General features: G+C 41.9%; 16 protein-coding genes. 5 read left to right on the forward strand and 11 right to left on the reverse strand.

The window, feature by feature from the left end; all coding sequences use genetic code 11:
• The gene (locus ACFOWS_RS13960) at nt 1–165 is read right to left on the reverse strand and encodes a hypothetical protein (protein WP_379765674.1); all 165 of its coding nucleotides are present in this window, start codon (nt 163–165) and stop codon (nt 1–3) included.
• Nucleotides 166–172: 7 nt separating this feature from the next.
• Nucleotides 173–1,381: a hypothetical protein gene (locus tag ACFOWS_RS13965; protein ID WP_379765676.1), complete on the reverse strand. Its 1,209-nt coding sequence runs from the start codon at nt 1,379–1,381 to the stop codon at nt 173–175.
• A 112-nt stretch (nt 1,382–1,493) separates the two neighbouring features.
• Here ACFOWS_RS13965 and ACFOWS_RS13970 point away from each other — a divergent pair, with 112 nt between their 5' ends.
• The 5 genes from ACFOWS_RS13970 to ACFOWS_RS13990 all read left to right on the forward strand — a co-directional run bounded on the left by ACFOWS_RS13970 (nt 1,494) and on the right by ACFOWS_RS13990 (nt 7,653).
• Nucleotides 1,494–2,222: a glucosamine-6-phosphate deaminase gene (locus ACFOWS_RS13970; RefSeq protein WP_379765679.1), complete on the forward strand. Its 729-nt coding sequence runs from the start codon at nt 1,494–1,496 to the stop codon at nt 2,220–2,222.
• Between the two features lie 13 nt (nt 2,223–2,235).
• Complete coding sequence (locus ACFOWS_RS13975) at nt 2,236–3,468, forward strand: Nramp family divalent metal transporter (protein ID WP_379765682.1); 1,233 nt, start codon at nt 2,236–2,238, stop codon at nt 3,466–3,468.
• Between the two features lie 108 nt (nt 3,469–3,576).
• A complete protein-coding gene (nagA, locus tag ACFOWS_RS13980) occupies nt 3,577–4,731 on the forward strand; it encodes an N-acetylglucosamine-6-phosphate deacetylase (RefSeq protein ID WP_379765685.1) in 1,155 nt (384 codons plus the stop codon).
• A gap of 24 nt (nt 4,732–4,755) precedes the next feature.
• A complete protein-coding gene (locus ACFOWS_RS13985; protein WP_379765688.1) occupies nt 4,756–6,408 on the forward strand; it encodes a UxaA family hydrolase in 1,653 nt (550 codons plus the stop codon).
• Nucleotides 6,409–6,420: 12 nt separating this feature from the next.
• Complete coding sequence (locus ACFOWS_RS13990) at nt 6,421–7,653, forward strand: Nramp family divalent metal transporter (RefSeq protein ID WP_379765691.1); 1,233 nt, start codon at nt 6,421–6,423, stop codon at nt 7,651–7,653.
• Nucleotides 7,654–7,685: 32 nt separating this feature from the next.
• On the opposite strand, the gene ACFOWS_RS13995 is transcribed toward ACFOWS_RS13990, so the two are convergent.
• The 9 genes from ACFOWS_RS13995 to ACFOWS_RS14035 all read right to left on the reverse strand — a co-directional run bounded on the left by ACFOWS_RS13995 (nt 7,686) and on the right by ACFOWS_RS14035 (nt 26,770).
• On the reverse strand, nt 7,686–9,107 hold the full coding sequence (locus tag ACFOWS_RS13995; protein ID WP_379765694.1) for a tagaturonate reductase: 1,422 nt from the start codon (nt 9,105–9,107) through the stop codon (nt 7,686–7,688).
• 158 nt (nt 9,108–9,265) lie between these two features.
• On the reverse strand, nt 9,266–10,039 hold the full coding sequence (gene agaR, locus ACFOWS_RS14000; protein WP_379765697.1) for a transcriptional repressor AgaR: 774 nt from the start codon (nt 10,037–10,039) through the stop codon (nt 9,266–9,268).
• A gap of 229 nt (nt 10,040–10,268) precedes the next feature.
• Nucleotides 10,269–12,725 carry a WD40/YVTN/BNR-like repeat-containing protein gene (locus ACFOWS_RS14005; protein WP_379765700.1) on the reverse strand — a complete coding sequence of 819 codons (2,457 nt, stop codon included), beginning with the start codon at nt 12,723–12,725 and terminating at the stop codon, nt 10,269–10,271.
• A gap of 43 nt (nt 12,726–12,768) precedes the next feature.
• The gene (locus ACFOWS_RS14010) at nt 12,769–15,207 is read right to left on the reverse strand and encodes a hypothetical protein (protein WP_379765703.1); all 2,439 of its coding nucleotides are present in this window, start codon (nt 15,205–15,207) and stop codon (nt 12,769–12,771) included.
• 10 nt (nt 15,208–15,217) lie between these two features.
• Nucleotides 15,218–17,059: a hypothetical protein gene (locus tag ACFOWS_RS14015; RefSeq protein WP_379765706.1), complete on the reverse strand. Its 1,842-nt coding sequence runs from the start codon at nt 17,057–17,059 to the stop codon at nt 15,218–15,220.
• A 51-nt stretch (nt 17,060–17,110) separates the two neighbouring features.
• The gene (locus tag ACFOWS_RS14020) at nt 17,111–18,613 is read right to left on the reverse strand and encodes a DUF4832 domain-containing protein (protein WP_379765709.1); all 1,503 of its coding nucleotides are present in this window, start codon (nt 18,611–18,613) and stop codon (nt 17,111–17,113) included.
• On the reverse strand, nt 18,610–21,990 hold the full coding sequence (locus ACFOWS_RS14025; RefSeq protein ID WP_379765712.1) for a VCBS repeat-containing protein: 3,381 nt from the start codon (nt 21,988–21,990) through the stop codon (nt 18,610–18,612). The genes ACFOWS_RS14020 and ACFOWS_RS14025 overlap by 4 nt, the downstream gene beginning before the upstream one ends.
• Before the next feature lie 211 nt (nt 21,991–22,201).
• Complete coding sequence (locus tag ACFOWS_RS14030; RefSeq protein WP_379765715.1) at nt 22,202–23,707, reverse strand: RagB/SusD family nutrient uptake outer membrane protein; 1,506 nt, start codon at nt 23,705–23,707, stop codon at nt 22,202–22,204.
• Nucleotides 23,708–23,734: 27 nt separating this feature from the next.
• Complete coding sequence (locus ACFOWS_RS14035; RefSeq protein ID WP_379765718.1) at nt 23,735–26,770, reverse strand: SusC/RagA family TonB-linked outer membrane protein; 3,036 nt, start codon at nt 26,768–26,770, stop codon at nt 23,735–23,737.
• Between the last annotated feature and the right edge of the window lie 121 nt (nt 26,771–26,891).

Genomic DNA, 26,891 nt, shown 5'->3' on the forward strand with positions numbered 1-26,891 from the left:
TTAATCATCATAAATATTAAAGGTTTTCACCAATGCTGTATAAAAGTCGTATCCCCGTATAAAATCCAAGATGTATATTTTGAAATCTTGTTTTGTCAGAACAAGAAATGTAACAGTGCGGTCTATGGCTACATTTTGGTTGTCAATTTTCTTCCCTATGGTCATTACATTTCTATTCACCGGAATAATAAATGGAAATAGGATTATTTATGGTCTTAAAAAAATAATTAATCTGTTTATTTAAATTATCTAAACTATCCAAAACTAAATAAGCATTTTTCTCATGGTACCGACTGCCCTTGGTAATTATGGTATTGTGGTCATGAACAAGCCTTCGGTTCCAATATCTCCCCTCCTCCCCAGCTTTGGTGATTTTCATATGAGGCTTATATAGAGGAGGCTCTCCACCATTTATATGCGTGTTTTCATAGTCCAGTTGTAAACTTACCAAACCATAACCTTTCGGTTTATTGATAAACCCAACCCATTTCACATCATCCGTTAACGGAGCTTTTGTCAAAGAGTCGATTTTTACATCATCATATAGAAGCATTTCCTTAGTTTTTCCCAAAGAGTCTGAATACACCAAATGCGTAAAAAGTTTATCCATGGTCATTTCATTGTTTCTTAGAAAAAACAGATTTGCATCTTTATTAAAACTCATGGTAGACTCGTAAAGAAAATAGGGCAAGCCCGCATAAAACTCGTATTTCTCCGATAAATCGATTTCTTCATAGCCCTTTACTTTTCCCTTTTTGACCATTTCAAAGAAGAAAGCGTTATTCTGACTAACTTTGGCGTCATCCACGTTGGCATGGCCAATGGTTTTGTAATCCTCTGATTCTTTTTGAAAGTTAGGGGCCCAATGCATATTATTGAGTTCCCTTTTAAGTAGGATATCTCTTTTTTTTATAAAGATTCCAGATAACTGTCCTGGGTAAAGCCCTCTCTCGATTTTTTGAGGATTGGTATTGAAATCTGCTATAAAAAAACCATTTTCCACGGTTATGGCCGGGTGCTCGCCAGTTATCTTCAATGTATCCTCTTCCTGATTTTGCTCCGAATAAGAATTCAAAACTAGAAAAGTCCTTTTTTGATGAGCACTAATGGACACGGGAAAAATGTAGGAGGTGCTGTCTTGGTTTGAATCTTCCTGTGCCAATTTTATGCCCCGGATCATCTCATCAGTATCCTTGTCTTTTAAAACCAAAGTCTTTTGATGCCGGTCGGAACTTTTTATCACAACATATTCCAATGGCCGGGCAATCCCCTCCGTTTCGGTCAGTACAATTTCATCTTTTATCTGTGCCCTTTCACACCCCCATGACAGAACGGTGAGACAAAAACCTAACAATGCATGGTGACAATTTCTGCTTTTCATCTATTCTCTTTTGTTACTTACAAAACATAAAAGTAAGATATAATAAGGTTTTAAATGCAAAAAAATAATGAAATACAAAATTTAAATAAGATATTTGTTACAAACGAAATAAATGGAAATACTAATTTCAGCAAACAAAACAACGCTAGGGAAGAAAGCTGCAAAGCAAGGCGTACTTTTAATCCAAAAAGCAATATCCGCAAAAGGAAAGGCAAATATCATTGTGGCAACAGGAGCTTCCCAGTTTGAAATGCTAGAAGCCTTGGTCAAGGAAAATATTGATTGGTCAGTTGTTACATGCTTTCATTTGGATGAATATATTGGCCTCCCCGAAACCCACCCGGCCTCATTTAGAAAATACCTCAAAGACCGATTTACCAGCATAGTAGAGCCCTTGGCTTTTCATTATGTAAACGGTGAAGGGAATACGGCCAAAGAATGTGAAAGGCTCCACAATCTCATTTTGGAACACCCCATTGATGTGGCATTTGTGGGAATTGGGGAAAATGCGCACTTGGCATTCAATGACCCCCCTGCAGATTTTTACACCAAAGCATCTTACTTGGAGGTAACTTTGGATGAGGAGTGTAGAAAGCAGCAAATGGGAGAAGGATGGTTTAATAGTTTGGATGAAGTCCCGACCAAGGCAATCTCCATGTCGGTACACAGAATTATGCAATCCGAGCACATCATTTGCAGCGTGCCCGATAAACGAAAAAGTCTGGCGGTCAGCAAAGTGGTCAATGGTTCCATAACCCCGGAAGTTCCAGCATCGATACTTCAAAAGCATGGTTCCACCTATTTGTTTTTGGATCAAGAATCCTCTGCTTTGCTTAATTAATACGATTTCATAGATGTCCATAAAAAGAAAAATCATCACCTTTTTAGGCCTAATTGGGCCAGGCCTGTTTTTGATTGGGTACAACATTGGTACGGGAAGCGTCACTACCATGGCCAAGGCAGGAGCCGGAAACGGGATGTCTCTTTTGTGGGCCTTGGTGCTTTCGTGCATCTTCACCTATATCCTCATGGTCGCTTACGGACAAGTCACCATTGTGTCCGGTAAAACAGCCCTGTTCAATATCAAAAACAACATTAAGTACGGCAAATCACTGGCACTTTATATTATGGCTGCCTTGATTGTAGGGGAGGTTTTTGCCTTAATGGGCATTATGGGTATTGCAACAGAGCTCTTGCAAGAAGGCGCCCGTTTGATTGATGGAACATTTGTTATCAGTACCGCCTCGGTAACCGCAATCACTGTTTTGGCGCTCTTTGTGCTGCTGTATTATGGAAAATATGAAATGTTTGAGAAACTGTTAACGACCATCGTTCTATTGATGGGGTTAAGTTTCATCATTGTTTTCTTTATGGTAAAACCCAATTTACCAGAGATCGGGAAAGGGTTGATTCCTTCCATTCCCCAAAAGCCAGGTTCTTTTGAGTTGATTGCCGCCATGGTCGGTACCACATGCTCGGCGGCCGTATTTATTGTAAGAAGTATTGTGGTAAGTGAGAAAAAATGGACCATAAAAAACCTAAAAACTGAAAAACGGGATGCTTTTGTCTCGGCCTTCATGATGTTGATCTTAAGTGGTTGTATCATGGCCGTGGCTGCGGGAACTCTCCGTGCATCAGGAAAAGAACTTGAAACCACCTTAGATCTTATCTCCTTATTTGAGCCCATTGGCGGAAAACTGGCGTCATTTATATTGATTTTTGGAATTACAAGTGCCGCCATTTCAACCATATTTCCCATTATATTGATCGCACCCTGGCTGATTAGCGATTATGCCGGTAAACCCAGAAATATTAAATCCCCCTTGTTCAGGGTTTTGGGTGGATTGGGATTGCTGTTAAGTTTTGGGGCACAATTTATGGAAATGCGACCCCCTGCACTGCTGGTTTTTTCACAGGCCTTTCAAGCTTGTATCCTACCTGCAGTGACACTACCCATACTCATTCTAATCAATAAAAAGTCAATAATGGGAAAGCATACTGCAAGTAACTTAATGAATGTTGGCATTGGATTGGTACTGATATTTGGATTGGTGACCACCTATTTGGCAATTATCGATTTTATCTAAAGTAAAATGTTCAAATTAATAGCACATAGCATAACCATCGTTTGTTTACTCATTGCTGTATCAGCAAAATCACATCAGAATACGGGTATCCACTCAGATAATTCTAAAATGGACACAGTATTATATTCTGATGGAAACCCAATCAAAATTGAAATCAAAAATGGGAAAATAAACAAGCTTGTAAGAAAACCAACCAAAAGCACAAGCTCCGAAAATGTAGTATATGTTGCCCCCGGATTTATAGACCACCAAGTCAATGGATATTTATCACACGCCTTTGTTGGGAAGGATTTGAACGAGGCCCAAGTGGAAAAAATCACCAAAGCCTTTTGGGAAAAAGGAATCACCACCTTTTATCCTACTTTGACCACAGAGTCAAACCAAGTCTTATTACGAAACTTTGGGATTCTCAATGAAATCCTCAAGAATGGGGAATTGGCACAATCCCTTCCGGGGTTTCACATGGAAGGCCCTTATATTTCCCCCTTGGATGGATTTAGGGGCGCTCACAATCCGGTCCACATTCGCAAACCGGATTGGGAGGAATTTAAAGCATGGCACGATGCATCGGGCAAAAGAATCAAGGAAGTTACTATAGCCCCAGAATGGGAGGGCTCCGCAGAATTTATCAAGAAATGTAGGGAGAACAACATCAAGGTAGCCTTGGGACATACCAATGCCAATGCTTCACAAATCAATGAGGCTGTTGCGCTGGGAGCTTCGCTCTCAACACATTTGGGCAACGGTTGTGCCAATACCATCCACAGGCACCATAACCCTATTTGGCCGCAACTGTCCAATGATGGCCTAATGACCTGTATTATTGCGGACGGACACCATTTAACAAAAGGAGAAGTACGAACATTTTATAAAGCAAAAGGGGCCGAAAACATCATTTTGGTCTCTGATATCACACGATGGGCCGGAATGCCCCCCGGACGATACAAAGACTTTGACCAAGAAGTTGTTCTAACCGAGGAAGGAGCCATCATGATGCCTTCGGAAAATGTGTTGGCCGGGGCTTCTTTTTTAGTTACCCGAGGGATTGAGAACGTAATGAAATATACCGGATGTTCGCTGGAACAAGCTGTTCACACGGTCACAAAGAATCCAGCAAAGGCCTTGGATTTGGAAGATCGCGGCGTGATTGCGGTCGGTAAGCGGGCCGACCTTGTTTATTTTACCCTAGATCAGGGAAAGTTGGACATTATTAAAACCGTAGTTGGTGGCAAAGTGGTTTTTGATAAGGCAAAAATGCATTGACCTGATTATCAAAAAAACAAAGAAATGAATCAAAACTGTTTGCAAATTCACCCAAAAGACAATATTGCCGTAGCGCTACGGGATATTAAAAAGTTTAGTGTCCTGCACATCAACCTCATCACGGTTGAAGTCAAAAATGACATAAAGTCCAAGCACAAGTTTGCACTCCATGATCTTAAAACTGGGGATGAAATCATCATGTATGGTGTTTTGGTAGGAGTCGCCAATCAACCCATATCCAAAGGATCAGCTATTACAGTGGACAATATTGGTCATGCAGCTGGAGACTTTAAACCCAAGCAGTCCACATTTGTATGGAATCCCCCTAATATTGATAAATGGAAAAATAGGACATTTATGGGGTACCATCGTGCAGATGGGAAAGTGGGGACCAGCAATTATTGGGTGGTAGTGCCACTTACATTTTGTGAAAACAACAACCTGGATATCATAAAAGAAGCCATACTGGAACCTCTGGGTTACCTCCCCAAACGGGATTTCTTCATAAACACAAAGACCCTTGTTGACAGCTACAAGGCTGGAAACTCCATTCAAGAATTGTTGGAAAAACCCATCATGCTGGATGCCGAAGAAATGATTGAGAATAGGGTGTTCCCAAACGTTGACGGTATTAAATTTTTAAAACATGAAGGGGGCTGTGGGGGAACCCGGGAAGATGCCGAAGCCCTGTGCAATTTACTTGCGGGTTATATCACAAATCCCAATGTAGCTGGAGCCACCATATTAAGTTTGGGATGCCAAAATGCCCAAATATCCATGATACGGGAGGCTATCAGTAAAAGAGACCCCTTGTTCTCCAAACCCATCTATATTTTGGAGCAACAACAAAGTAAGAGTGTGGAATCTTTTATTTCGGAATCGGTCAAGAAAACGTTTTTGGGGTTGGTCGAAGCCAATACAATAGAACGGAAACCCGCTCCCTTGAGTAAATTAATCTTAGGGTTGGAGTGCGGTGGGTCTGATGGTTTTTCGGGAATATCCGCCAATCCTGCATTGGGTTACGCTTCCGATATATTGGCCGCTTTGGGCGGGAGTCCAATTTTAGCAGAATTTCCAGAATTACACGGCGTTGAACAAGACCTCATAAACCGATGTGTGTCAAACAAAAGCGCCGAGAGATTTACCTCACTTATTCAGACCTACTCAGAAAAAGCTTTAAATGTTGGTTCAAGTTTCGAGAAAAACCCATCTCCCGGAAACATAAAAGATGGTCTGGTCACCGATGCAATGAAATCTGCAGGTGCAGCAAAAAAAGGTGGCACCTCTCCGGTAACTGACGTGTTGGATTATACGGAACCCGTGACCAAACGGGGGTTAAACCTCCTTTGCACCCCGGGAAATGACGTTGAAAGCACTACAGCGTTGGCTGGTTCTGGTGCCAATATCATTGTTTTTACGACAGGATTAGGAACTCCAACGGGCAATCCAATTGCTCCTGTGATCAAGGTTTCTAGCAATACCAGCCTAGCTGAAAAAATGAAGGACATCATTGACCTCAATGCAGGCACAATCATTAGTGGTGAAGATTCCATAGAAACAAAAGGAGAAGAAATTTTGGAATACATCATCCAAGTAGCCAGCGGAAAGCGTGTGCCAAAAGCGGTGCAACTAAACCAAAATGATTTTATCCCGTGGAAAAGAGGGATATCACTTTAAAAAAACAATACAATGGTCAAACAAATAAAAGAATTTATAAAAATGGTTGGCCCCGGTTTTATTATGGCCGCAGTTGTCTTAGGACCCGGGAGCATTGCAATTTCTTCTAAAATAGGAGCCACAATGGGCTATAGCTTCCTTTGGGTTGTTCTCATAGCTGCCATTTTTATGATTGGGTATACCAATATGAGCACCCGATTTGGGGTATTGCACAAACAATCCATTTTGGGTCTCATTGCCGAAAAATATGGAAGGTGGTTTTCCGTGGTCATTGGGATAAGCTCTTTTTTAGCTGCTTTGAGCTTCCAATTTGGCAATAATCTTGGAGCTGGCATGGGCATGGAAACCCTAACGGGAATTGAAGATGGGTATTGGTTATTCATATTCACACCATTGGCCATACTCTTGATTTTTTTCAGCAAAAATCTATACAAAGCTTTGGAAAAAATGATGATGGCCATGGTGATATTGATGATTGCCGCCTTTGTCATCAATCTTTTTTTTATCAAGCCCGATTTAACTTCCGTGGCATCAGGTTTTGTGCCAAATAGATTTCCCATGGAAAGTTTCAACGCCCTTATAGCATTGGTTGGAACAACTTTTTCACTCAATGGAGCCTTGTACCAATCCTATTTGGTGCAAAGCAAAGGATGGAAATTAAAGGATAAAGCCAAGGGAATCCGGGATACCAATCTAGGCGTTTTTCTTTTGGCCACCATATCCATTCTGGTAATCATAACAGCTGCGGCGACTTTACAACCCTTGGGTATTTCTGTAAATTCAGCAGCAGATATGGCCATTCAGTTGGAAGCCATTCTTGGAAGTTACGCAAAATATATATTCGCTCTGGGCTTTATTTCCGCTGCCTTTTCATCCTTAGTGGTGAATGCGGTGATTGGAGGTGGTCTTTTGTCCGATGGTCTTGGTTTGGGCAAATCCATGAACGAAAAAATACCAAAGCTATTTACCATATTGATTCTTCTTGTTGGCATGTTCGTTGCCATTTATGTGGCCAATTTTATGGGTGACCCGGTGTATTCGCTGATTTTGGCTCAAGCTTCTTCCATGCTGTCCGTTCCATTGATCGCCATCGGCCTACTAATGATCATAAACAATAAGGCCGTTATGGGCAAATACAAGAACTCCAGTTTTCAAAATGTGATTGGTTTATTGGGATTCATTGTAATTTGTATTTTGGTTTATGTGATGTACAGCAGATTAACAGATTATATCAGAGCTGTGTAAAATGGAAGCATGGGTGTACCTTCCAATGTAGATTAGATGGTATGACCATTTTTTATTCTTTCCAAAGCTAAAATCACTTGGGATACGATCAAATTATTTTGGGAAACATCCTTGCCCCAAAACGCCTTGTTGGAAAGTACTTTCTTCACCATGGTTTCTACATCACAACCTGTATTGACCAAGGATGTGAAAAAGGCTATGACCTCATCACTATCCCTTAAGCCGATGATCTCTCCATTTAAGCTGGAGGTATATAACTGAATCAGGGTAGCAAATGCAGTACAAAGTTTGACAGGGGCCTCATTGTTCGAGGCGATATAATCTTCTATGCTAGGGAGGACCCTAACTTTGAACTTGGATATTGAGTTTAAGGAAATATCGGCCAATTCATGTCTAATAAAAGGGTTTTCAAACCGCTCAATGACATCATTGGCAAATTGTTCCACTTCTTCTTTGGGTAAGTCAATGGTGGGTATTATTTCCTCGAACATCATCTCCTTTATGTATGAACCTACCTTTTCATCTTGTATCGTTTCCCGTATGGTTTGTAAACCGTTCAGTAGCCCTATAGCCACCATACAGGTGTGGGAACCGTTTAGGATTCTTACTTTTTGTAGACGGTAAGGGGTTTGATCCCCAACATATTTTACGTTTAATCCGTAATTATCCGCCGGGAACAATTCCTGCAATTCCTTCGATGCTTCAATGACCCATAAATGATAGGCCTCGGAAACCACGACAAAATTATCCTTATAACCGAGTTCCCTTTGTACTTCATGAATGGAATCGCTAGGAAGTCCTGGGACAATCCTATCCACCAAAGTGTTCCCAAAATGATTGGCGTTCTGTATCCATTTCCCAAATGCTGCAGGAAGGCTCCATAACCTGCAATAGTTCAATATTGCTGCTTTCAATTGATCTCCGTTTCGGTCAATAAGCTCACAGGGGATTATTCCAACACCCTTGGACTGGTCGCCTTGAAAGTGTTCAAATCTCTTATAGAAGAACTGGGTCAGTTTCCCGGGAAATGTTTTGGCCAGACTGTTTTTTGCTGGCTTATCGTCTTGATCAAATTCTATTCCCGCTTCTGTGGTATTTGAAATGATCAGTTCTAACTTTTCTGTAATTGCCAACGCAAAAAAGGCATCCAAATCCTTAAATGGATTTACCAGCTGTTCAATACAGGAAATGATTTTTTTCTCATTGACCACCTTGCCATTCAAGGTTCCTTTCATCATAAGGTGATACAACCCATCTTGTTTTTGCATCATTTCCACCATTCCTTGTTCAATGGGCTGTACTACGGCAACCCCATAATCAAGATCAGCGTTCTGATTGAGTTCATCAATCATCCAGTCAACAAAGGCACGTAAAAAATTACCTTCGCCAAACTGAACCACCCTGATAGGCAAACTGGTTTTCCTTTTAATGGTTTTATTGGTCAATTCTTGCATAGAAATTCTTTGGTGTGAAAAAGAACAAGGTTATTCTATTATATAAAATAGGTTGGCTTTGAAACATAAAATCACCGGGGAATGACTTTTATCAAAACCAAACCCTAAGAAAAGTTGGGGATTATTAATGGCTCATTTGGAAAATATTGGCAAAGAAATTAACAGACCACAACTTCAATACCTGCATTTTCGAGCGCTGCTACTTGGTCTTTGGTTATGCCACTATCTGTAACCAAAACATCAATTTTGGATATGTCACAAATAAAGGCTAGGCTTCTCTTGAAAATCTTACTAGAATCTGCCAGAACAAAAACCTGATTGGACATCTCTATCATTGCGCTGTTAAAATGGGCTTCTTCTATGTTGGGAGTTGAAAGACCATAGTCGATGTCCAACCCATCTACGCCTAAAAACAATTTGTCACAAAAATAATATCTCAGGCTTTTCTCAGCTGGCGTCCCAATCAATGAAAAAGACTTTTTTCTTAAAAATCCACCCGGTATGATAACATTGATATTGTTATTCTTTACCAGTTGGTTGGCAATATTCAAAGCATTGGTTATCACCGTTAAATCCATTCTTTCGTTCAGGTTCTTAACAAGCTCCATGACCGTGGTTCCAGAATCTACCATTATGGTATCGCCTTCATTGACAAAGCTGGCGGCCCTATGTCCTATGGCTTTTTTTGCCTTGATATTGATTTTATTTTTCTCCGAAATATGGTAATCAATACCTACGGGGTCCACCTTTATTGCACCTCCCCTGGCCCTGATTAAAATATTCTTCTTCTCTAACTGGCCCAAATCATTTCGGATGGTGACTTCACTTACATCATAATTTTTGCTTAGATCGCTTACATTGACTTTCCCTCTTTGCTCAAGTTCTGTCATGATCGCCATTCTTCGTTCTACAGTAGATTTCTTTTTAGCCATGGTCATTAATATTTCTTACAAAAGAATATGATTTTCATAACATTATGAAGGTCAGTTTCGAAAATTATTAAAAATATTCTAACAAAGATTGTTACCCTTCCCATATTTTTTATTTTTCGTTTCAATTTTGTTTGAGTTTAGCCAAAAAAACTTAAATCGGCCCAGCGCAAAAGTAATCTTTTTAGCTATTGACCGCGTTTAAGGAATTCTTTTCTAAACAATGTATACGTTATTCATAAGCTGCTTCCGGAGTACTAATATCCTCCAGAGCAGCTTCGTCACCTTGGGCCGGACCATGCCAAATACCACCTCCAAATGTTATTATATATACTTTTTCTGAATCCATGGGATCTGGCTGAACCCGTTTCCCCCATTTAAAGTTATACCCTTTTATCCGTTGCCATGTCTCTCCTCTATCTTCAGAACGATAGGCAGAGGAATTGAAGCCTGATGCATAGAACACTCCCTTTTTTTCATCCATGGTCAAATCATGGATATGCTGATCCCCAGTGAGCACCGGCTTCCATGTGCCACCGCCATCTGTGGACAAATAGATGCCACCGCCCACATCATTGGAAAATTCGTCAGGACCGTATCTGCCCCATGCCGATAGAAGAAGCCTATCGGAGTCGGCAGGATCCACCAACAAACTGGATGGGCCATTTACATCATTGGGCAATTGCATTTTCTCCCATGATTCTGCCCCATTGGTTGATTTATACAGACTTCCGTCCATAGCATTGCCTATGCTGCCATCATCACTTTTTCGGAATACCACCAAATATAAATCCCCATTATTGCCAAGGGTCATTCGCCATGCGGCTGGTTGGGTTCCTTCAATGCCCTTGTTTTTCTGTTGCCATGTTTTGCCACCATCCGTTGATTTGTATACCCCTTTTCCAAAAGCACAGACATAGAGTGTTCTACTATTGGGGTCAGAATTGGGATCCATGACCAGGTGGGTGGGTGCCATTTCTCCTATTTCCTCACTCAGAACCTCCCAAGTCTTACCTCCATCAGTACTGCTCAAAATACCTCCTTTGTAAGTGGACATATCCCTGTTTCGCCACATTTTTGGTCGGGGGAGATCATGATTGGCACTCATCACTGCCCATACCTTATCTTTTACTTCTGGGTCAAATAGCGTCCAATAGGTAGAGTTGACCCAACGTCTGGGCACCCCATTGTTATTTGTTGCACTTGACCAACTTTTGGTACCATCATGGCTTTCCATCATCCCGGTATCGGTATCGGCCATCAACACATGCAGTGAATCAAATGGATCAAATGCAAGCATGTACCCCGTGGTCACCTGCAGCCCTCTTGACCTCCATCCTGCTCCTTCAACCTTGTTGGTGTAGAGCTGTTCCCAAGTTTTTCCACCATTTGTGGTTCGCACGGTACGGCCAAAGTCAGTAGTATAACATAGGTTAGGGTCATTATCGGCAACAGTCATATGAAAAGGATTTTCTCCCCAACCGGGACCAAACCTTTCATTTAGCCAGCCTTGGTCCATGTTGGGTGTAGGTGTATTGTTGACATCCTTCCATACCAACTCCCATGTTTTTCCATAATCTGAGCTTTTAGCCAACCCGATAGCGGTTGAATCCTGACCGATTATTAAATTGGCGTAGGATACGTAAATGTTTTCCGGATGGTAATAACTGGTGGCGATACTTCTATACTCCATATCTTTGGCGCCATCCATTTTAAAAGCTTTTAATGGAATATCAATCTGGCTCCAACTTTCCCCTCCGTTATTGGTCATATAAATATTGGAATTTTCCCTTGCGTTGGGATTAAAGTATGATTTTCCAGAAATAGCATAGATGATATGCCGATTGGCCTTCTTATCAAAACCATTAATAACCTGTGTAATATTTTCGGCATCTTCGGGAAGTCCAACATTGACCCAAGTACCTTTGCGTCTTGCACCTAGACCACCTTTACCAGAGATATAAATGGTTCTATCATCTTCCGGTGATGAAGGATCGATAAATATATTGTTCAGGTCAAAACGTAGTTTTTCCATGGTTTCCCAAGATTCACCTCCATCATTGGATGCCATAATGGCCATATAAAATCTTTGGTTTTTTCCGTTCGGCCAAAAGTCAATCTTTCTTTTTCTCGTCAACAGATATAGCTTTTGAGGGTTGTCCGGGTCAATGGCCAGCTTTTCAACAAGGGTCCATACACTATCTTTTGTTATGACTTTTTCATTTGCATGGTCCCCTTGGGAAACAATATCTACAATATCTTCGGGCTGAGGAAAGATTGTTTCCCAGGATATGCCTTTGTCCTTACTTTTAAAAAGCATATTTGAAGTCCCGGCGTAAACAATGTTCTCATCCGTATAATCAAAATCATAAAACTTGGTAACATCTCTAAGGTTGAACATTCGCCATTGTTTTCCTGCATCATAGGATACGAATGAACCGGTCATGTCACAGCTGACGAATACATGGTCATGATCTAAAGGATTTATGGTCGGATTGAACATGGCTCCACCTCCACCAGGGCCAATATATCCCCAATGATCGTTTCTTCCATTTATGTTGGAATACAATTTAGAGGTGTCCACGCTTGTGGAATTTCCATCTTTATTTTTGCAAGAAACAAACGAGAATACCATCAACAGGGACACTAAAATTGAGGTGAGTGATAGCTTTCCAATTATTTTTTCCATACTGTTATTAAGATGTGCGTTTGTGATTTATTATTATTAAAATTTATTCTGTTTCGGGTGTGCCATGCCAAACACTTGAACCAAATGTGGTCAGATATACTTTTTCCGGGTCATTTTCATCGATCACTACCCGGTGACCCCAGTGAAAGTCATAGTTTTTTATTTTGTCCCAGGTTTTGCCATAATCATTGCTCATGTATGCCCCTCTGTTGAATGTATTGCAATACACCCTGCCTGGATGGTGACTGTCTACCGTAACATCATAAACAAATTGATCTTCATCTAATATCCGTTTCCATGTTTCGCCACCATCTTCGGACATGAGGATGCCCCCGTCCAAATCCATCAATTCATTGCCTCCGGTCTCCCGGGCCACAGCGGCCCCAACTATATCGCTTAAAAAAGTATCCGCCCATGAACCCAGATAGAGTCTGTCCAGGTTTTCAGGGTCATACGCAAGGCCATTTGGGAATGTGGTCTTTTCACCCACATCCAAGCGTTTCCATGTAAGTGCCCCATCCGTTGATTTATATACGGCGCCCATGTGCACTTCCCGTCCTACTTCAGCATTGATGTGTTGAGGAGTTGGACTGGTAATAAGGTACAGGGTTCCATCGGGAAGAATGGTAATTTCAAAAGCGGCCAAGCTCCCTTCAATTCCGTTGTTGTGAAGTTTCCATGTTTTACCATCGTCTACAGATTTAAAGACCCCTTTTCCGTAAGCAGCAACGTATAATGTTCTGTTTCCCGTAGGAGAGTTTTGGTCCAATGCAATTGAAGCGGATGGTGTGTCAAAGCCCATCCCTTCTACGGATGGTTCCCAGGTTGTACCGCCATCTGTGGAAACGGCGACACCTCCCCTGCCATATTCTGTCCATTTGGGGTTTCTGGTCATTTTTCCCCGTGGAAAATCATGGAGGTTTGACCAAACAGACCATAGCTTGTCCTTGACCTCTGGGTCAAATACCAACCAATAGCAGGTATTTTCCCATTCGGTAGGTATACCTGTGGTGGACCTGGTCCAACTACGGCCTTTATTATAGGAATGGTGATACCCTATATCGGTATAGCTGATGGCGATATGGGTTGAATCGAAAGGGTCAAAATGAACCCCATAATTGGTAGTCACATCCAAACCGCTGGAAACATAGCTTCCGTCATCCTGGCGTGTTGAATAAATGGATGTCCAATTCTTACCGCCATCCACAGTTTTCATACTGCGGTACCAGTCTGTAACTATGGCCACATTTCCATTGTTCGGGGCCACTCCTACATCAATCAATCTGATGAAGTCTTTTCCAAAAGCTTCATTTACCCAAGCATCTTCTAAATTTGTAACATCATTGCCATCCTTTACACCGTACTTGCCCGAGCCTCCGCCTCCTTTCCAGACCCATTGCCAAGAATCTCCGGAATCATCCGACTTTAGCGTTCCAAACCATACGGCATCAGTTCCATCATCTTTCTTTTCTAGATAGCTGCTTGCCACCACATACACATGCTCGGCATCATTTTCGGCAGCAGCCATAGTGGAATAAGTAGGCAATGTATGCGACCTATTTGTGATTACATCCCCTTTGCCCTGCCGCCAAGTCTTTCCATGGTCTTTGGATATCCATAATGAGGTAGGGGCCGGTCTACCATCTCCTCTTTCAGATTCATCATTGTGCAAACCATAAAATATTGAACTGGTTTCTCCTTTTACAGTTCCTCCCGTAATCGAAAAAGCGGGTTGCATTGCATCAGGATATTCCATTGATGTAACTTGCCAAGATTGCTTGTCTAATATATTGACCGCTGAGGAGGTAAACACCAAAACTTTGTCTTTGGCCTCGCCTGTATCGGTATATATGAAATCAATCCTGTTGTTTACTTTCAGTCTATTCCAAGTAACTCCACCATCAAGGGTGTAGAAAAGATACCTGTCTAAACTAAAATAAATTTGTTTGGAGTCGTTTGGATCCACTTTTATGTTCCTTATGGTGGGGTTAATGGTCCGGCCCGACTCACCCACTATATGGAACAGAGAGTTCTCGGTGGTTATAATGGAGTATTCGGCATGGTCTCCCAGATAATTCTCCTCTATGATATCTTTTTCAAACGGATAAATCCTTTCCCAGGTTTTTCCACCATCCATTGATTTATTGAGCGTATTTGAACCAATGTACATTACTTCTGGGTTCAATGGATCGTAAGCGAAGGCATGGGAACCATTTGGATAGTTGATGCCAATGAAAGAGTTTCCTCCATCTTTGGTGTGATAGGCTCCGGTCATATCACAACGAATCAGGAAATTTTCTTCATTTTCATAAGAGAAGGTTGGGATAAATGTAGATCCTCCACCTCCAGGACCAATAAGGGTCCAATTGCTCTGTTCTTTGCCCAACGAATCTTCCCTTGTGGCATTGGTATTGGAATCTTTGCACGAAAACCAAAGAAGTACAATCAAATTGATACCGATAAGTTTAACCTTTGCGCCCATTTACGGTTTTTTATTTTAAAAGGTTTAGTATTTCATTTCTGATCTCATCATAGTCATCCCCGCGCTGTGACCAAGCCACTGGGTCATCCTTATCCACTTCGTGCATGGCCTTTGGAACGACTTTCCGTATCAATTCGCTTACTTTGGTCTTACCTATTTTTTGTTCTGCCAACCAAAGCAATTCATGGTCCTGTTGTCCTCGTCGTATGTTTTTTAACCGAATGGAAGGCAATACTTGGTTCAAACCTCGGTCCTCTTCTTTGTGATAGGGCATTCTACCTGGGTAAAAAACGACACCGTCACCATTACCATAGTTGAAGCCCCAGTTAATAAATGTGAGCGGTTCGTTGAACACACGTTGCTGCAAATTGCCTTTGGGTCCTTGGAAGTTATGTTGCCAGTGACTGCCATGCCAGATAAACCATGTATTAATACCAAACAGATGTTTGATCCAGCCATTTACCCTAAAATCAACAGCTTCGGCCTCCAAGATTACAGAACCATAAAAGGGACGGTTTCCGTTATAGAACCAATGGTCCCCACCTCTTTCTTTCAATAATTTAAATTGTTCGTAATCCCTAATGCCACGATATCCATTAAAAATATCAATCACATCTTTGAGCTCTTCTTTATAGGCCGTAGTGGTGAATATGGGGAGCCTCTTTCCCGGACCGGGGTTGGATTTCACCCATCCAGAATTTTGTTTGATATAGGGATATTGCACTTCTCCAGGTTCATCGATCATATACCAAAAGTATCGGGTTTCAGGGGAGTGCTCTTCGAACCAAGCGACCCATTTATTGGATTCCGATTGAATACTATCCTTGGTTCTGCCCAAGACTTTGTTTCCATACATGCCAACGGCGAACAGCTTTTCCCCTACCCCTTGTCCGGGGCCTTGATACCCATTTTCAGCTGTAAAAGCAGATCCGTCCAAATACGGCTTGTATTTGTTCATCTCATTAATATCGAATATGCTGGTGTGTACATTAAAACCTCCCACCAAATCCACCCGATGTCTATGGGCCTCAAACTTCATCATTTCCGTGACCTCATCATATTCCAAATCACGAAAGTAATTCACCATACTGTTCTTGGAAGTGAACAACCATACATTCGAATGGTTTTCATCGGGCAAGTAAGCGTCTATCAATTCAATTTCCACCGGAAGTTTTGAAGAGGCCTCACCATTGACCCAGACTGTAATCTCGGATGCATACATACCGGGGGCAAAATCTTTATCCCGTGGCAGGTACAAGTCTATCCAGAAGCCTTGATTTTGGGTTTCTTGCCGCTCGATGACCTCAAGTCTGTGCTGCATTCTGATCGTTATCTTACGGGTTTTGGGAACTGTAAGGGGAAATCCTCCTTTTCCCAAAGCATCGGAAGGTATCAGTGCATCTGGTATCCATCCGACCATATTTTCCGGTGCACTGTTCTCAGATCCAAAGTACCAGGCCGGTTTTGTTGGTTTTGTTACATTTAAATAGTGTTGTGAAAACAAATCAATGCTCCCTTGGGGGCCGTAGGCTATGTTTCCATCGCCTCCAATGATGTCCCCGGAGACGGTGTTCACGGGAGGACTCATGGATATCTCAAGGCTATTGGCACCCAAACTATCCAATTCCACAATAACTTGAAAGCCCAGAACCTCATTGTAAAGTCCTCTGAGCTTCACTTTTTCACCGTCCCAGATACTGTTGTTTTTCTCTGCGAAATGATCTGTATTATATCTAAAAACTTTCTCACCGTCACCCACGGCCCAAACATTCACAATTTGTGCTGAAAGTATTGGGCTCAAGGAAAGGGCCATGATTAAAAGAATCGATTTAAAAGAGGTCAAAGTATTCATATCGCAAAAGTTTTATTTAAGTTGAATGTTATGTTGTACCGATAAACGGGCTTAGTCCGTAACCAAGATTTTTCCCATGGGATACCAACCCTCACTGTTCACGCCTTCTATTGCCAGTTTAACTCGAGGGTTCTGGGCAACAGGGTCCACAATCGCTATTTCAACTTGATACTCCCCAGTGGGTGTGTCCAAGGGGACGTATAGTTTTTCGTCAAATACGATATCACCGGGCAGCCAGTTTCTAATGTCTGCACTGGTAAAGAACACTTCTGTGTGTTTGCTGTTCTTTAGGCGAACGGCAAACTTATAGTCTTTGTAGATGGGCGCCACCCCTTTGTTCTCCCACCATGAAGTCATTGGTATTTGGCCATGTCGCTTTACTCGGGAAGGATAGGTGAACCTTCTCAAAACAAACCGATACCCCATTTTTTTAAGCCATTCATCCACTAAGGGACTCCACTGCTCAGGAACCGGCGAACTCTTTGCATTGAAGGAGGATACATGCCACTTTAGTGCTTGCTCAAATATGTAGTCGACAATTTCTTCGTTGTATTTTTGCCTTTCCAACCAGGTTAAAAACGTACCGCATATTTCCATGGCTATCGGTGCTTTTTTCCAAGCATCCTTCATCCCACTCCGCACAATATCTTGTGGATAAACATCCAACATATGGGTAAAATCATCCCAAATGCCCATATCACCCAAACAATCGATTCTCCAACCCAAATGACGCATATTTGGCCCTTCGCCATTGTGGGTACCGTTGGGCCAGTATGCCGCTATATTGGTTCCCCTTACCAATAGTTCTGGTTGTGTGGCATCTCCATTAAGGGGTTGAAAAATTAAATGGGTTTTCTTGAAATTGTCCAGATACTTATTGATGAGACCAACCCTTGTCTTGTCTGACAATAATTCCATACCATCTCCTTCGCCCCAGTACCCAATGAAAGAAACGTCAACCGCTTCCACGTCTGGATGTCCATCATAACGCTGTCCCATGGCAGCGATCATTCCACCAAAATAATGGAGATATGCTGGGTTTTCGGGATCTATCCTCCATTTGCCTCTCAATATTTTATCCTTGCTTTCTTTTCCAACCATTTTTCTGTACCAAACGGGAACATCCTTTTCTTCATCACGCTCGTAAGGTGAAATGCGAAGCATCAATGTCTGCCCTCTCTCGGCGGCAGTTTTCAATGCCTTATCGATCATTTCCCAATTGTATACGCCCGGTTCCACCTCCAAAAAGCGCCAGTTTACCCGAAAATAGGCTATGGTGGTCTGTGGGTAATCTTTATTGGTAAGGTCTCCATCAAAATCTTGGTACTCAATGGGCAAACCTTCTGTCCAAAGCATTCCAGAATTTAGATCGTCCCCGTTGAACCTCTGAAAGGTGGTAAAGCCAATACCGGGGTTTAAAAGCAGTTCATCACTTTCCTCAGGATACACCTTAACCAGGGTGTTAGGTGGCAAAGGGATGCCTTGTGCCGCAATTTGTGCTGCGCCCAACATTAGAATGGCAAGACTTAAATTTAGAATCGTTTTTGGTTTCATAAACTGGTTGATTTTTTGGTTTGGACATTGGAGGTCTTAAAAAGTGCTACGTTTCCATTGTTCACGGCCGATATGAGTCCTTTTTCTGCATTTGGGCCTAGGTTTATCGGTTTCAACTTTTTGACATCACCAGAAATGAAAAGACCCGACTCAAATCCACTTACGGAATTGAAACCACCCTTTCCATTTCCTTTTAAAAACAATCCTTGGCCAGCATCAGCTCTGGGTGTTTCTATTTCTGAATTGAAAAGGTTTCCTGCTATGACTATATCGTTAATACCATCGTTGTCAAAATCATCATATACAGAACCGAATACCGGGGAAATCTGTGCCATTTGGGGCAATGCTTCCAGTTGGAATCCGGCATTGGTATTGATCAATATGGCGCTTGAAAATGTTTTGGCCTCGAACAAGTCTGAGCTTTTCAGGGCATCTTCGTCATAAACGTCGGTCAAACTCGCCATCCCAAAAGACCTATAATCCTTAAATTTCTCTTTTAAGGATGGTATTTGTTGGGATGAACATGATTTTCCACGAAGCGGGTAAAGGGTGTCGTTTTCAACATAGCTGAGCACAATATCCAAGGAGCCATTGTTGTCGAAGTCCTTTGAATACAGCCTAAAAGGTGCATTGGGTGCTGTCTTATATTTATAATTTTCCCCTAGGTTGCCCACAATGTAATCTGCTCTTCCGTCGTTGTTTATATCCGCTTCCGTGATACTGAACCACCATCCGGCACTATTGTTCAGCACTATGTCATCTGTGTTTGTGGTAAACTTGTTTTGATTGTTTTCAAATATGGTAATGGGCATCCATTCGCCCACCAAGATCAAATCCTGGGTTCCATCATTGTTGTAATCGGACCAAACCGCATCGGTGACCATTCCCGGAAACTGCAAATCGGGTGCCTTTTCTTTGGTGACATCCTTAAACTTGCCATTTTGGTTTTCCAACAGATAACTTCGGCCTGGTTTTGGATACTGGCCAGGAAGCAACCTGCCCCCAACGAACAAATCCAAGTCCCCATCCTTATCGTAGTCCGCTGCACGTACCACGCCCCCACTGGAATTTACGACAGGTAAAGCATATTGGGATTTCACAAAGTTGCCCTTACCTTGGTTAAGATAGAGTCTATCCCGATAATAGGTATGCCCTTCGGGCATTTCGTTCCCTCCGCTTACCACATACAGGTCAAGATCCCCGTCCCTATCCGCATCAAAAAACAACGCATCGGTATCCTCATGGGATTTGTCTGAAGCGATGCTGCCGTTATACTTTTTAGTGAAGGTATTGTTGGCATTTTGAAGATAGATAGCGCCTTCAGAACCTTTGGCCCCTCCTATATAAAAATCCTCCAAACCATCATTGTTGATATCTCCAACGGCCAAAGAAGGTCCAAATGTTGACATTTTATGGGGCAATAGGATTTCCTTGCTGAAATCGTCGTACTCGTTTTCTTGATGTTTGTGGTCTACATTGTAATTTGCTGTAACATTTGCAAAAAGTAAAGGAGTGGTTTTCTGTTTTTCTTGACTTTTGCCCACCTTAGCATGATCAACTGTGATTTGTTGGTCCACTGGAACATCTTTCAATTCGCTCACTTTTCCGCTTGGCCATGTCACCTTTATTTCATCCACCACACTGGATTGCCCCACCCCAAAGTGCAAGATATAATCCACATTGGACTGGTAGCCTCTCACGACGTATTGTTCTTTGTATTGTTTGTTTTCTCCGTATCTGATGTTTACTTTGGCGCCAATCCCATCTATATTTTTGGGGCTGCCCTTTAATTTTATCTTGATAAAGTGGTTGTCTGTTAGTGAGGTAGCGTGGTTTTGGTATACGTGTGCCTCTTCATCAATGTTGTTGATCACCAAATCCATATCGCCATCATTATCCAAATCGGCATACGCAGCTCCATTGGAATAGGAAGGTGCGGACACTCCCCAAGTATCATTAGCTTTGCTAAAGCTGAGGCCTCCTTGATTCTTAAACACCAAATTGACCGATTTTTCTGGAGGAATACTGTCCAAAATATCTTGGACCATAGCCTCATAATCGGGTACTGGTTTGTTGGTTTCTTCTAGGATTCTTTCATCTTTAAAGTGTTCAAAATCCTTGTTATTTGTATTTTTTCGCATGCCATTGGTAACGAACAGGTCATTGAACCCATCGTTGTCCAAATCCACAAATAATGGAGCCCAACTCCAGTCTGTGCTCGATACGCCGGCCATGGGGGCCACATCGGAAAAAGTTTCGTTTCCATTATTAAGCTGTAATGTATTGCGCATATATTGATGGTGCCCATCCAGGCTCACCAAAAGATTGAATGCTTCTGGATCCATGGAACCCATATTGGTTTTTCTTCCAAGATTGGTTGTGGAATTCATGTCCAAAACAAACAGATCTTGCAAGCCATCATTGTTGATGTCCGCCGCATCTGCCCCCATGGAAGCGTAAGAGATGTGTTTCATTGCGGTGAGCGCACTTTCCTTAAAAGTTCCATCGCCATTATTGAAGTAGAGGTAATCCCTTCCGGCAAAATCATTGCAGACATAGATGTCTGGGTAGAGATCTTGATTGAAATCGACAATAGCCACACCCAGTCCATCGCCCAGTTTTGAACGGTTGATCCCTACAAAATCCTTTACCTGTGTATAATGCCCGTTGTCATTTTTATAGAGTTTGTCCCCAATAAATCGGTCTGTATCCTTATCGTGAAAGTTTCTGAATATCTCCTTTATAGGTTTTACGGCATGGTTCAGCAGGAACATATCCAAATCCCCATCTAAATCATAATCAAAAAAGGTGGCCTGAATTGAATTGCTCCAATCGTCCAAACCATACTCTTTACCTTTTTCCACGAAAGTTTTGTCACCATTGTTGATGAACAAAAGATTGCTTCTTAGCCTTGGCTTGGTGTCCCCGGATCTGCACACATAAATATCCAGAAAACCATCTTGGTTGATATCGACCATGGTAACTCCGGTTTTCCAACCGGATATGGTGTCCAATCCAGAACCTTTGGTAATGTCCTTGAACTTAAAATCGCCTTTATTGAGATAGAGTTTTCCCGTGTTTTGGTTGGCACTGAAATAGATGTCCACCAGACCATCATTGTTTATATCTCCAATAGCGACACCGCCACCATTGAAAAAATTGGTGTAAGTAAATACATTTTCTTTGACATCTTCATGGATATCGTTCCTAAAATCTATACCAGTTTGCCGATGATCGGTTAGTTGCAGTAAAGTAGAACTTGCAACTTCATCACTGGAACAATTTGTAAAAAGCAGCAATATGATCAAGTATTTGAATTTCAGACATTCATTATATCCCTTTTTGTATGCAGACATTAAGCAACCTTTCATTTTCATTAGATTATTTGTTGAGAGTTACCTACCTTTTATGGAATAGCATAATCACCCACGCATTCTTAAAATTATACAATAAGCAATGGTAAAGCAGCGATTGGATGAAGTAACGTCTTTGGTTATAAAAACAAAAGCAATTAAACCAATTAAGGTTCAATTGCTTTCTTGAAAATCAACTACTAATTCAAACTAACTTATTTTATTAAATCGCTAATTAATCAATTTGGTCATTAGCATCTATCTCTTTTTGTGGTATAGGGAAATAGGTCCTGTCCTCGTTTAGATAACCAAAGTTTTCGCCTGGGTATTTAGATTCAAGATTGGCTCTCCATCGATCTATATATTCTCCACTTCGAATCAAATCCATACGTCTTTTCCCTTCCATGTAGAGTTCCTTTGCTCTTTCTTCCAAAATGGCATCTCTTAATGCTTCCTGCCCCAAGTCGGCCAAAGGCGCAACATTGGACCTAGATCGTATTTCATTGACCAACACCAGTGCACCTCCGGTGTCACCGGTTTCGTTGAGGGCTTCTGCCCTTGTCAGCAAAATATCAGCATATCGCAATACAGGGTAATTGATTCCTGAATTAGCAAGAGCTCCTCTGTGCGCATGGTCAAAACGATCATATCCGCCCAAAGATTTGAATGGAAGCACTGATGTGGAAAGCGTAGATCGTAGGGTTACTTCTGGATCGGCAGCCAATTCATCGTACTCCGGGGTGCCCGGAGCTGCAAAATATATAGGCAAACCAGTATCGTCATCAAACCGCAAACGACCATCCCTAAAACCATTGGCCAACAATGCTCTTCTTGTATCATTTTCATCAAAGGAATTATAAAAGTCAACTGAAATGGTAAGTCTTCCCCACGCACCGGCAACATAATCACCAGACAATTCATGCCATGGTATTCGTGTTTGAGATCCTGTTGCGTCTGTTGTGGACATAACGGCAAAAACCCATTCGCTTGATGCGACATTGGACACATGGAAAAGCTCCTCGACACTTGGAAGCAATGAATATTCTCCCAAGTTCATTACAGCTGCAGCATCTGCTGCTGCTGCTGCCCAGTTTTTAGCGTTCAAGTTTGTCTTGGCCCGGAGTGCCAATGCAGCACCTTCACTAGCTCTACCCGGAGTGCCTGATGAACCCAAAACAGCCGCCGCATCGGTCAAATCCGCTATAATCTGGGCAACAACCTCAGATTGTGGGCTCAATGGCAAGTCACCACTGGAATCACCCAAGTTCAAGATAACATCACCAAAATTAAAAGTAAGGTCATGATAGGCCAAGGCTCTTAAGAATTTTGCCTCTCCAATTAAGCTAGCTTTCAAGGATTCATCTATGGGCATACCCTCTAAAACTGGTATGGCAAAATTAGCCGCTCCAATGGTCTTGTAAGCTCCATCCCAAAGATTTACGATTTCACCTTCATTGATGCCCCACGTACCCATTTCCAGTGGTGAAGTACCTGGACCCCATGCGTCCTTACCATAGGTGTCGGTTGGTTGTTCACTAATGTTCAAATAATCATATTCATAATATGTTCCCCACTCTGTTCCCCTAAGGGCAGCATACACTGACAAAATGAGTGCCTCAGCATCTGCTTCGGTTTCGTAGGCATTTCCGGCCACTAAATCAGAGTAGACCTCTTCATCAAGTACCTCAGTACAAGAGACCATACTTGATAGCACCATTAAGAATGCGATTGTTTTTTTCATTTTTTTCATAATACCAATTTTTTTAAATTAAAAAGTTACTTTGAAACCCAATGAATAAATTCTGTAGTTCGGGTATCCGTAATCATCGACCCCCCTATTTATGCTACTTTGAGATCCGCTGTAATCAAAGCTCACCTCTGGATCAAACCCGGAGTAGTCGGTAAATGTCAAAAGGTTCTGACCCTGCACATAAATATTGATGTTTTTAATCCAAGGAATATTATCCGTATTGAGGTTATATCCTAAGATTACGTTTTTTAGCCTAACATACGTACCATCTTCTATGAAATAGTCATTCACATAATTCCCGTACTCTCCTTGGAACCAGTTGACGCCTGGCAAAGTACCTGAGGTATTGAAATCGCTGTATCGGTTTACTGCATTGACCCCTAGGTTCTGATCGATTGCAATGGCCTTGAAATTAAACAGGTCATTACCGAACACTCCTTGCCAGAACATATCCAAATACACTCCCTTATACTCAAAATGATTGTTGAAACCTAAGGTAAAGTCTGGATTGGCGTTACCAATTACGGTTCTATCATCTGCATCGATGATTCCGTCATTGTTCACATCCTCATACAAAGCAGTACCTGGTTGAACGCTGTTGGGTTGTGGGTCATAGGTCTCGCCTTCCTGCAGAACCCCTATGAATTTGTACCCATAAAAATCACCTACTCTACCGCCTTCAATGATTCTTCTAAAAACTTCCTCACCAACTTCACCGTAGGGCTGTCTTTCAAATGCAATGTTTATAGGGTTGTCACCATCCAGTTCGGTAACTTCATTATCATTGGTCGCAAAGTTAAGATTGGCATCCCATTTAAAGTCACCTGCATTGGCAATCCTAGCCCCCAACGCCACTTCAATTCCTTGATTGGTCATAGATCCAACATTATCAATGATAGCTTGGAATCCTGTGGAAGCAGATGAAAGTGGCCTTCTGATAATAAGGTTCTCCGTATCCGATTTGTAGTAATCCACAGAACCGTACAAAGCACTATTCCAGAAAGCAAAATCCAACCCTACGTTCAACATTGCCGTTTCTTCCCATTGCAAATTGGGGTTTGGAGCAAGGTCTCCATCAGGCCCCAACCCAATAGAGTTTGCACCGCCATCAAAACTATAGGCCGCCGACGAACTTACTCTTTGCAAAGAGGTGTAAGGAGCAATATTGTTGTTCCCTGTAAGCCCATAAGAAACCCTTAATTTTAAATCTGATATGGTATTGGAATCTTTAAGAAAATTTTCTTGCGACAATCTCCACGCTGCAGATGCCGATGGAAAATACCCCCATTTGTTGTTTTCACCAAACTGGGACGCTCCATCTGCCCTGACCGTTGCATTAAACAGAAACTTATCCTTATAGCTATAGGTAGTCCTAGCAAAGAATGAAGCAATATTACTCGAATTCTTACCACTATAAATAAATTGTTGTTCTGCAGAACCCAAATTAAAGTACAAGGTCTTGTCAGTAGGGAAGTTTTGTCCACTCAACCCATAAATTAAACTCTCAAATTCCTGGTAAGAGGCACCACCCAATATATTTAAATCGTGGTCTTCCCCAAAAGTCTTACTGTACGACAAAGTAAACTCGGCCAAGTAATTGGTTGAGCTACTCGCATCTATACTTCCAAGAGGGATCTCCCCTCCCCGGCTATAGGGTGGCGGGTCATATCTTCCCGTCTGTCCAGACTCATGATCAAATCCAAGATTCAATTTGGCGGTAAAACCTTCCAATATATCATGGTCTACGGTAAGGTTACCATAGGTTCTCCAAAACTCCCTTTCATTTGTTCTGGTAGTAAAAAAACCAATGGGGTTTCTAAACGGCTGTGTGTCCCTAGAGAATTGCATACTTTCATTGAATGTGCCATCTGGATTATATGCAGGTCTACCTCTAACCGCTCGGGTTACAGCATTAAAAAAGGGAGACCTAGTTCTAGATCCCGCCTGTTTAACAATACCGTTGCCCTGCACCCTGGAAGTGAACAAGTTAACTGCCACCTTAGTATTGTTTCCAAATTTCTGATCGGCATTAAGACGAGCAGACACCCGAGTAAAATCAGTGTTCAACACAATACCCTCTTGGTCGAACAAGTTTGCTGACAAAGAAAAGTGTGCTTTTTCGCTACCGCCAGAAGCCCTTACATTATAATTGGTAACCTTGGCAGTACGGGTAATTTCTTCAATCCAGTCCGTGTTAAAAGGTGAAGCCAAATCTTCGGCCGTATAGAATGGATTTCCATCATTTGGACCGGAAGCATATAGTTCATTGGTTATTCTTGCACTGTCACTCCAATCCAAATATTCAGGGGCTCCGTTCAAGGTCTGGAATCCCGTAGATCCATCTACCGTGATCTCAGTTTTACCACTTTTACCCTTTTTGGTTGTAATCAACACAACACCGGATGAACCCCTTGAACCGTAAATGGCTGCAGAAGCTGCATCTTTTAATATGTCTATTGTCTCAATGTCCTCTGGAGAAATCGCAACTCCTGGGTCTATTGGAAAACCATCTACTACAAACAAAGGTTGGTTACTGTTGGAAATAGAGGTATTACCCCTGATGACAATATTCAATCCTTGACCGGGCTCACCATCGTTGGCCGAAACCTCGACACCCGCTGCCCTACCTTGGATCATCTGGGCCGTATTGGATACCGCCCCTCCCAGAGTCACCTCATCTTGTCCAAGAGAAACAACGGAACCGGTTAAATCTTTCTTTTTAACAGCTCCATAACCTACAACCACAACCTCGTCGAGCTGGCCGGCCTGAGCAGCCAAAGCCACATCAATAGTAGATTGCCCACCTACAGTGTAAGATTGGGTTTCGAACCCAATGTAGGAGAACTCAAGAACAGCATCCCCGTTCGGGACCTGTATGACATACTTACCGTCAAAATCTGTGGACACACCTACTGATGTACCCCGGATAATGACATTAACACCCGGCAAGGGCGTTCCATCCTCTGCATCAACAACAGTTCCCGATACAGAAATTTGGGCAACCATTTGAAGACTCGATAATAGCACAAAAACAAGACTTAAAAATAATTTCATAATTAATTCAGTTAGTTAGTTTAGATGTTTACAATAATTGGTCAAATAAATTCATAAAAATGAAAGGTTAATTATTAAATCAAAGCAATATAGCAAGGTTGTTTCAAATAACCTACTTTTA

Origin of the sequence: Flagellimonas marina (assembly GCF_042651185.1) — a bacterium.
GTDB classification, from domain to species: domain Bacteria; phylum Bacteroidota; class Bacteroidia; order Flavobacteriales; family Flavobacteriaceae; genus Flagellimonas; species Flagellimonas marina.

Excerpts from the sequence above, each read along its gene's own strand:
- ACFOWS_RS13960 (WP_379765674.1), bottom strand. The coding sequence starts at position 165 with ATGACCATAGGGAAGAAAATTGACAACCAAAATGTAGCCATAGACCGC.
- ACFOWS_RS13965 (WP_379765676.1), bottom strand. The coding sequence starts at position 1,381 with ATGAAAAGCAGAAATTGTCACCATGCATTGTTAGGTTTTTGTCTCACC.
- ACFOWS_RS13970 (WP_379765679.1), top strand. The coding sequence starts at position 1,494 with ATGGAAATACTAATTTCAGCAAACAAAACAACGCTAGGGAAGAAAGCT.
- ACFOWS_RS13975 (WP_379765682.1), top strand. The coding sequence starts at position 2,236 with ATGTCCATAAAAAGAAAAATCATCACCTTTTTAGGCCTAATTGGGCCA.
- nagA (WP_379765685.1), top strand. The coding sequence starts at position 3,577 with ATGGACACAGTATTATATTCTGATGGAAACCCAATCAAAATTGAAATC.
- ACFOWS_RS13985 (WP_379765688.1), top strand. The coding sequence starts at position 4,756 with ATGAATCAAAACTGTTTGCAAATTCACCCAAAAGACAATATTGCCGTA.
- ACFOWS_RS13990 (WP_379765691.1), top strand. The coding sequence starts at position 6,421 with ATGGTCAAACAAATAAAAGAATTTATAAAAATGGTTGGCCCCGGTTTT.
- ACFOWS_RS13995 (WP_379765694.1), bottom strand. The coding sequence starts at position 9,107 with ATGCAAGAATTGACCAATAAAACCATTAAAAGGAAAACCAGTTTGCCT.
- agaR (WP_379765697.1), bottom strand. The coding sequence starts at position 10,039 with ATGGCTAAAAAGAAATCTACTGTAGAACGAAGAATGGCGATCATGACA.
- ACFOWS_RS14005 (WP_379765700.1), bottom strand. The coding sequence starts at position 12,725 with ATGGAAAAAATAATTGGAAAGCTATCACTCACCTCAATTTTAGTGTCC.
- ACFOWS_RS14010 (WP_379765703.1), bottom strand. The coding sequence starts at position 15,207 with ATGGGCGCAAAGGTTAAACTTATCGGTATCAATTTGATTGTACTTCTT.
- ACFOWS_RS14015 (WP_379765706.1), bottom strand. The coding sequence starts at position 17,059 with ATGAATACTTTGACCTCTTTTAAATCGATTCTTTTAATCATGGCCCTT.
- ACFOWS_RS14020 (WP_379765709.1), bottom strand. The coding sequence starts at position 18,613 with ATGAAACCAAAAACGATTCTAAATTTAAGTCTTGCCATTCTAATGTTG.
- ACFOWS_RS14025 (WP_379765712.1), bottom strand. The coding sequence starts at position 21,990 with ATGAAAATGAAAGGTTGCTTAATGTCTGCATACAAAAAGGGATATAAT.
- ACFOWS_RS14030 (WP_379765715.1), bottom strand. The coding sequence starts at position 23,707 with ATGAAAAAAACAATCGCATTCTTAATGGTGCTATCAAGTATGGTCTCT.
- ACFOWS_RS14035 (WP_379765718.1), bottom strand. The coding sequence starts at position 26,770 with ATGAAATTATTTTTAAGTCTTGTTTTTGTGCTATTATCGAGTCTTCAA.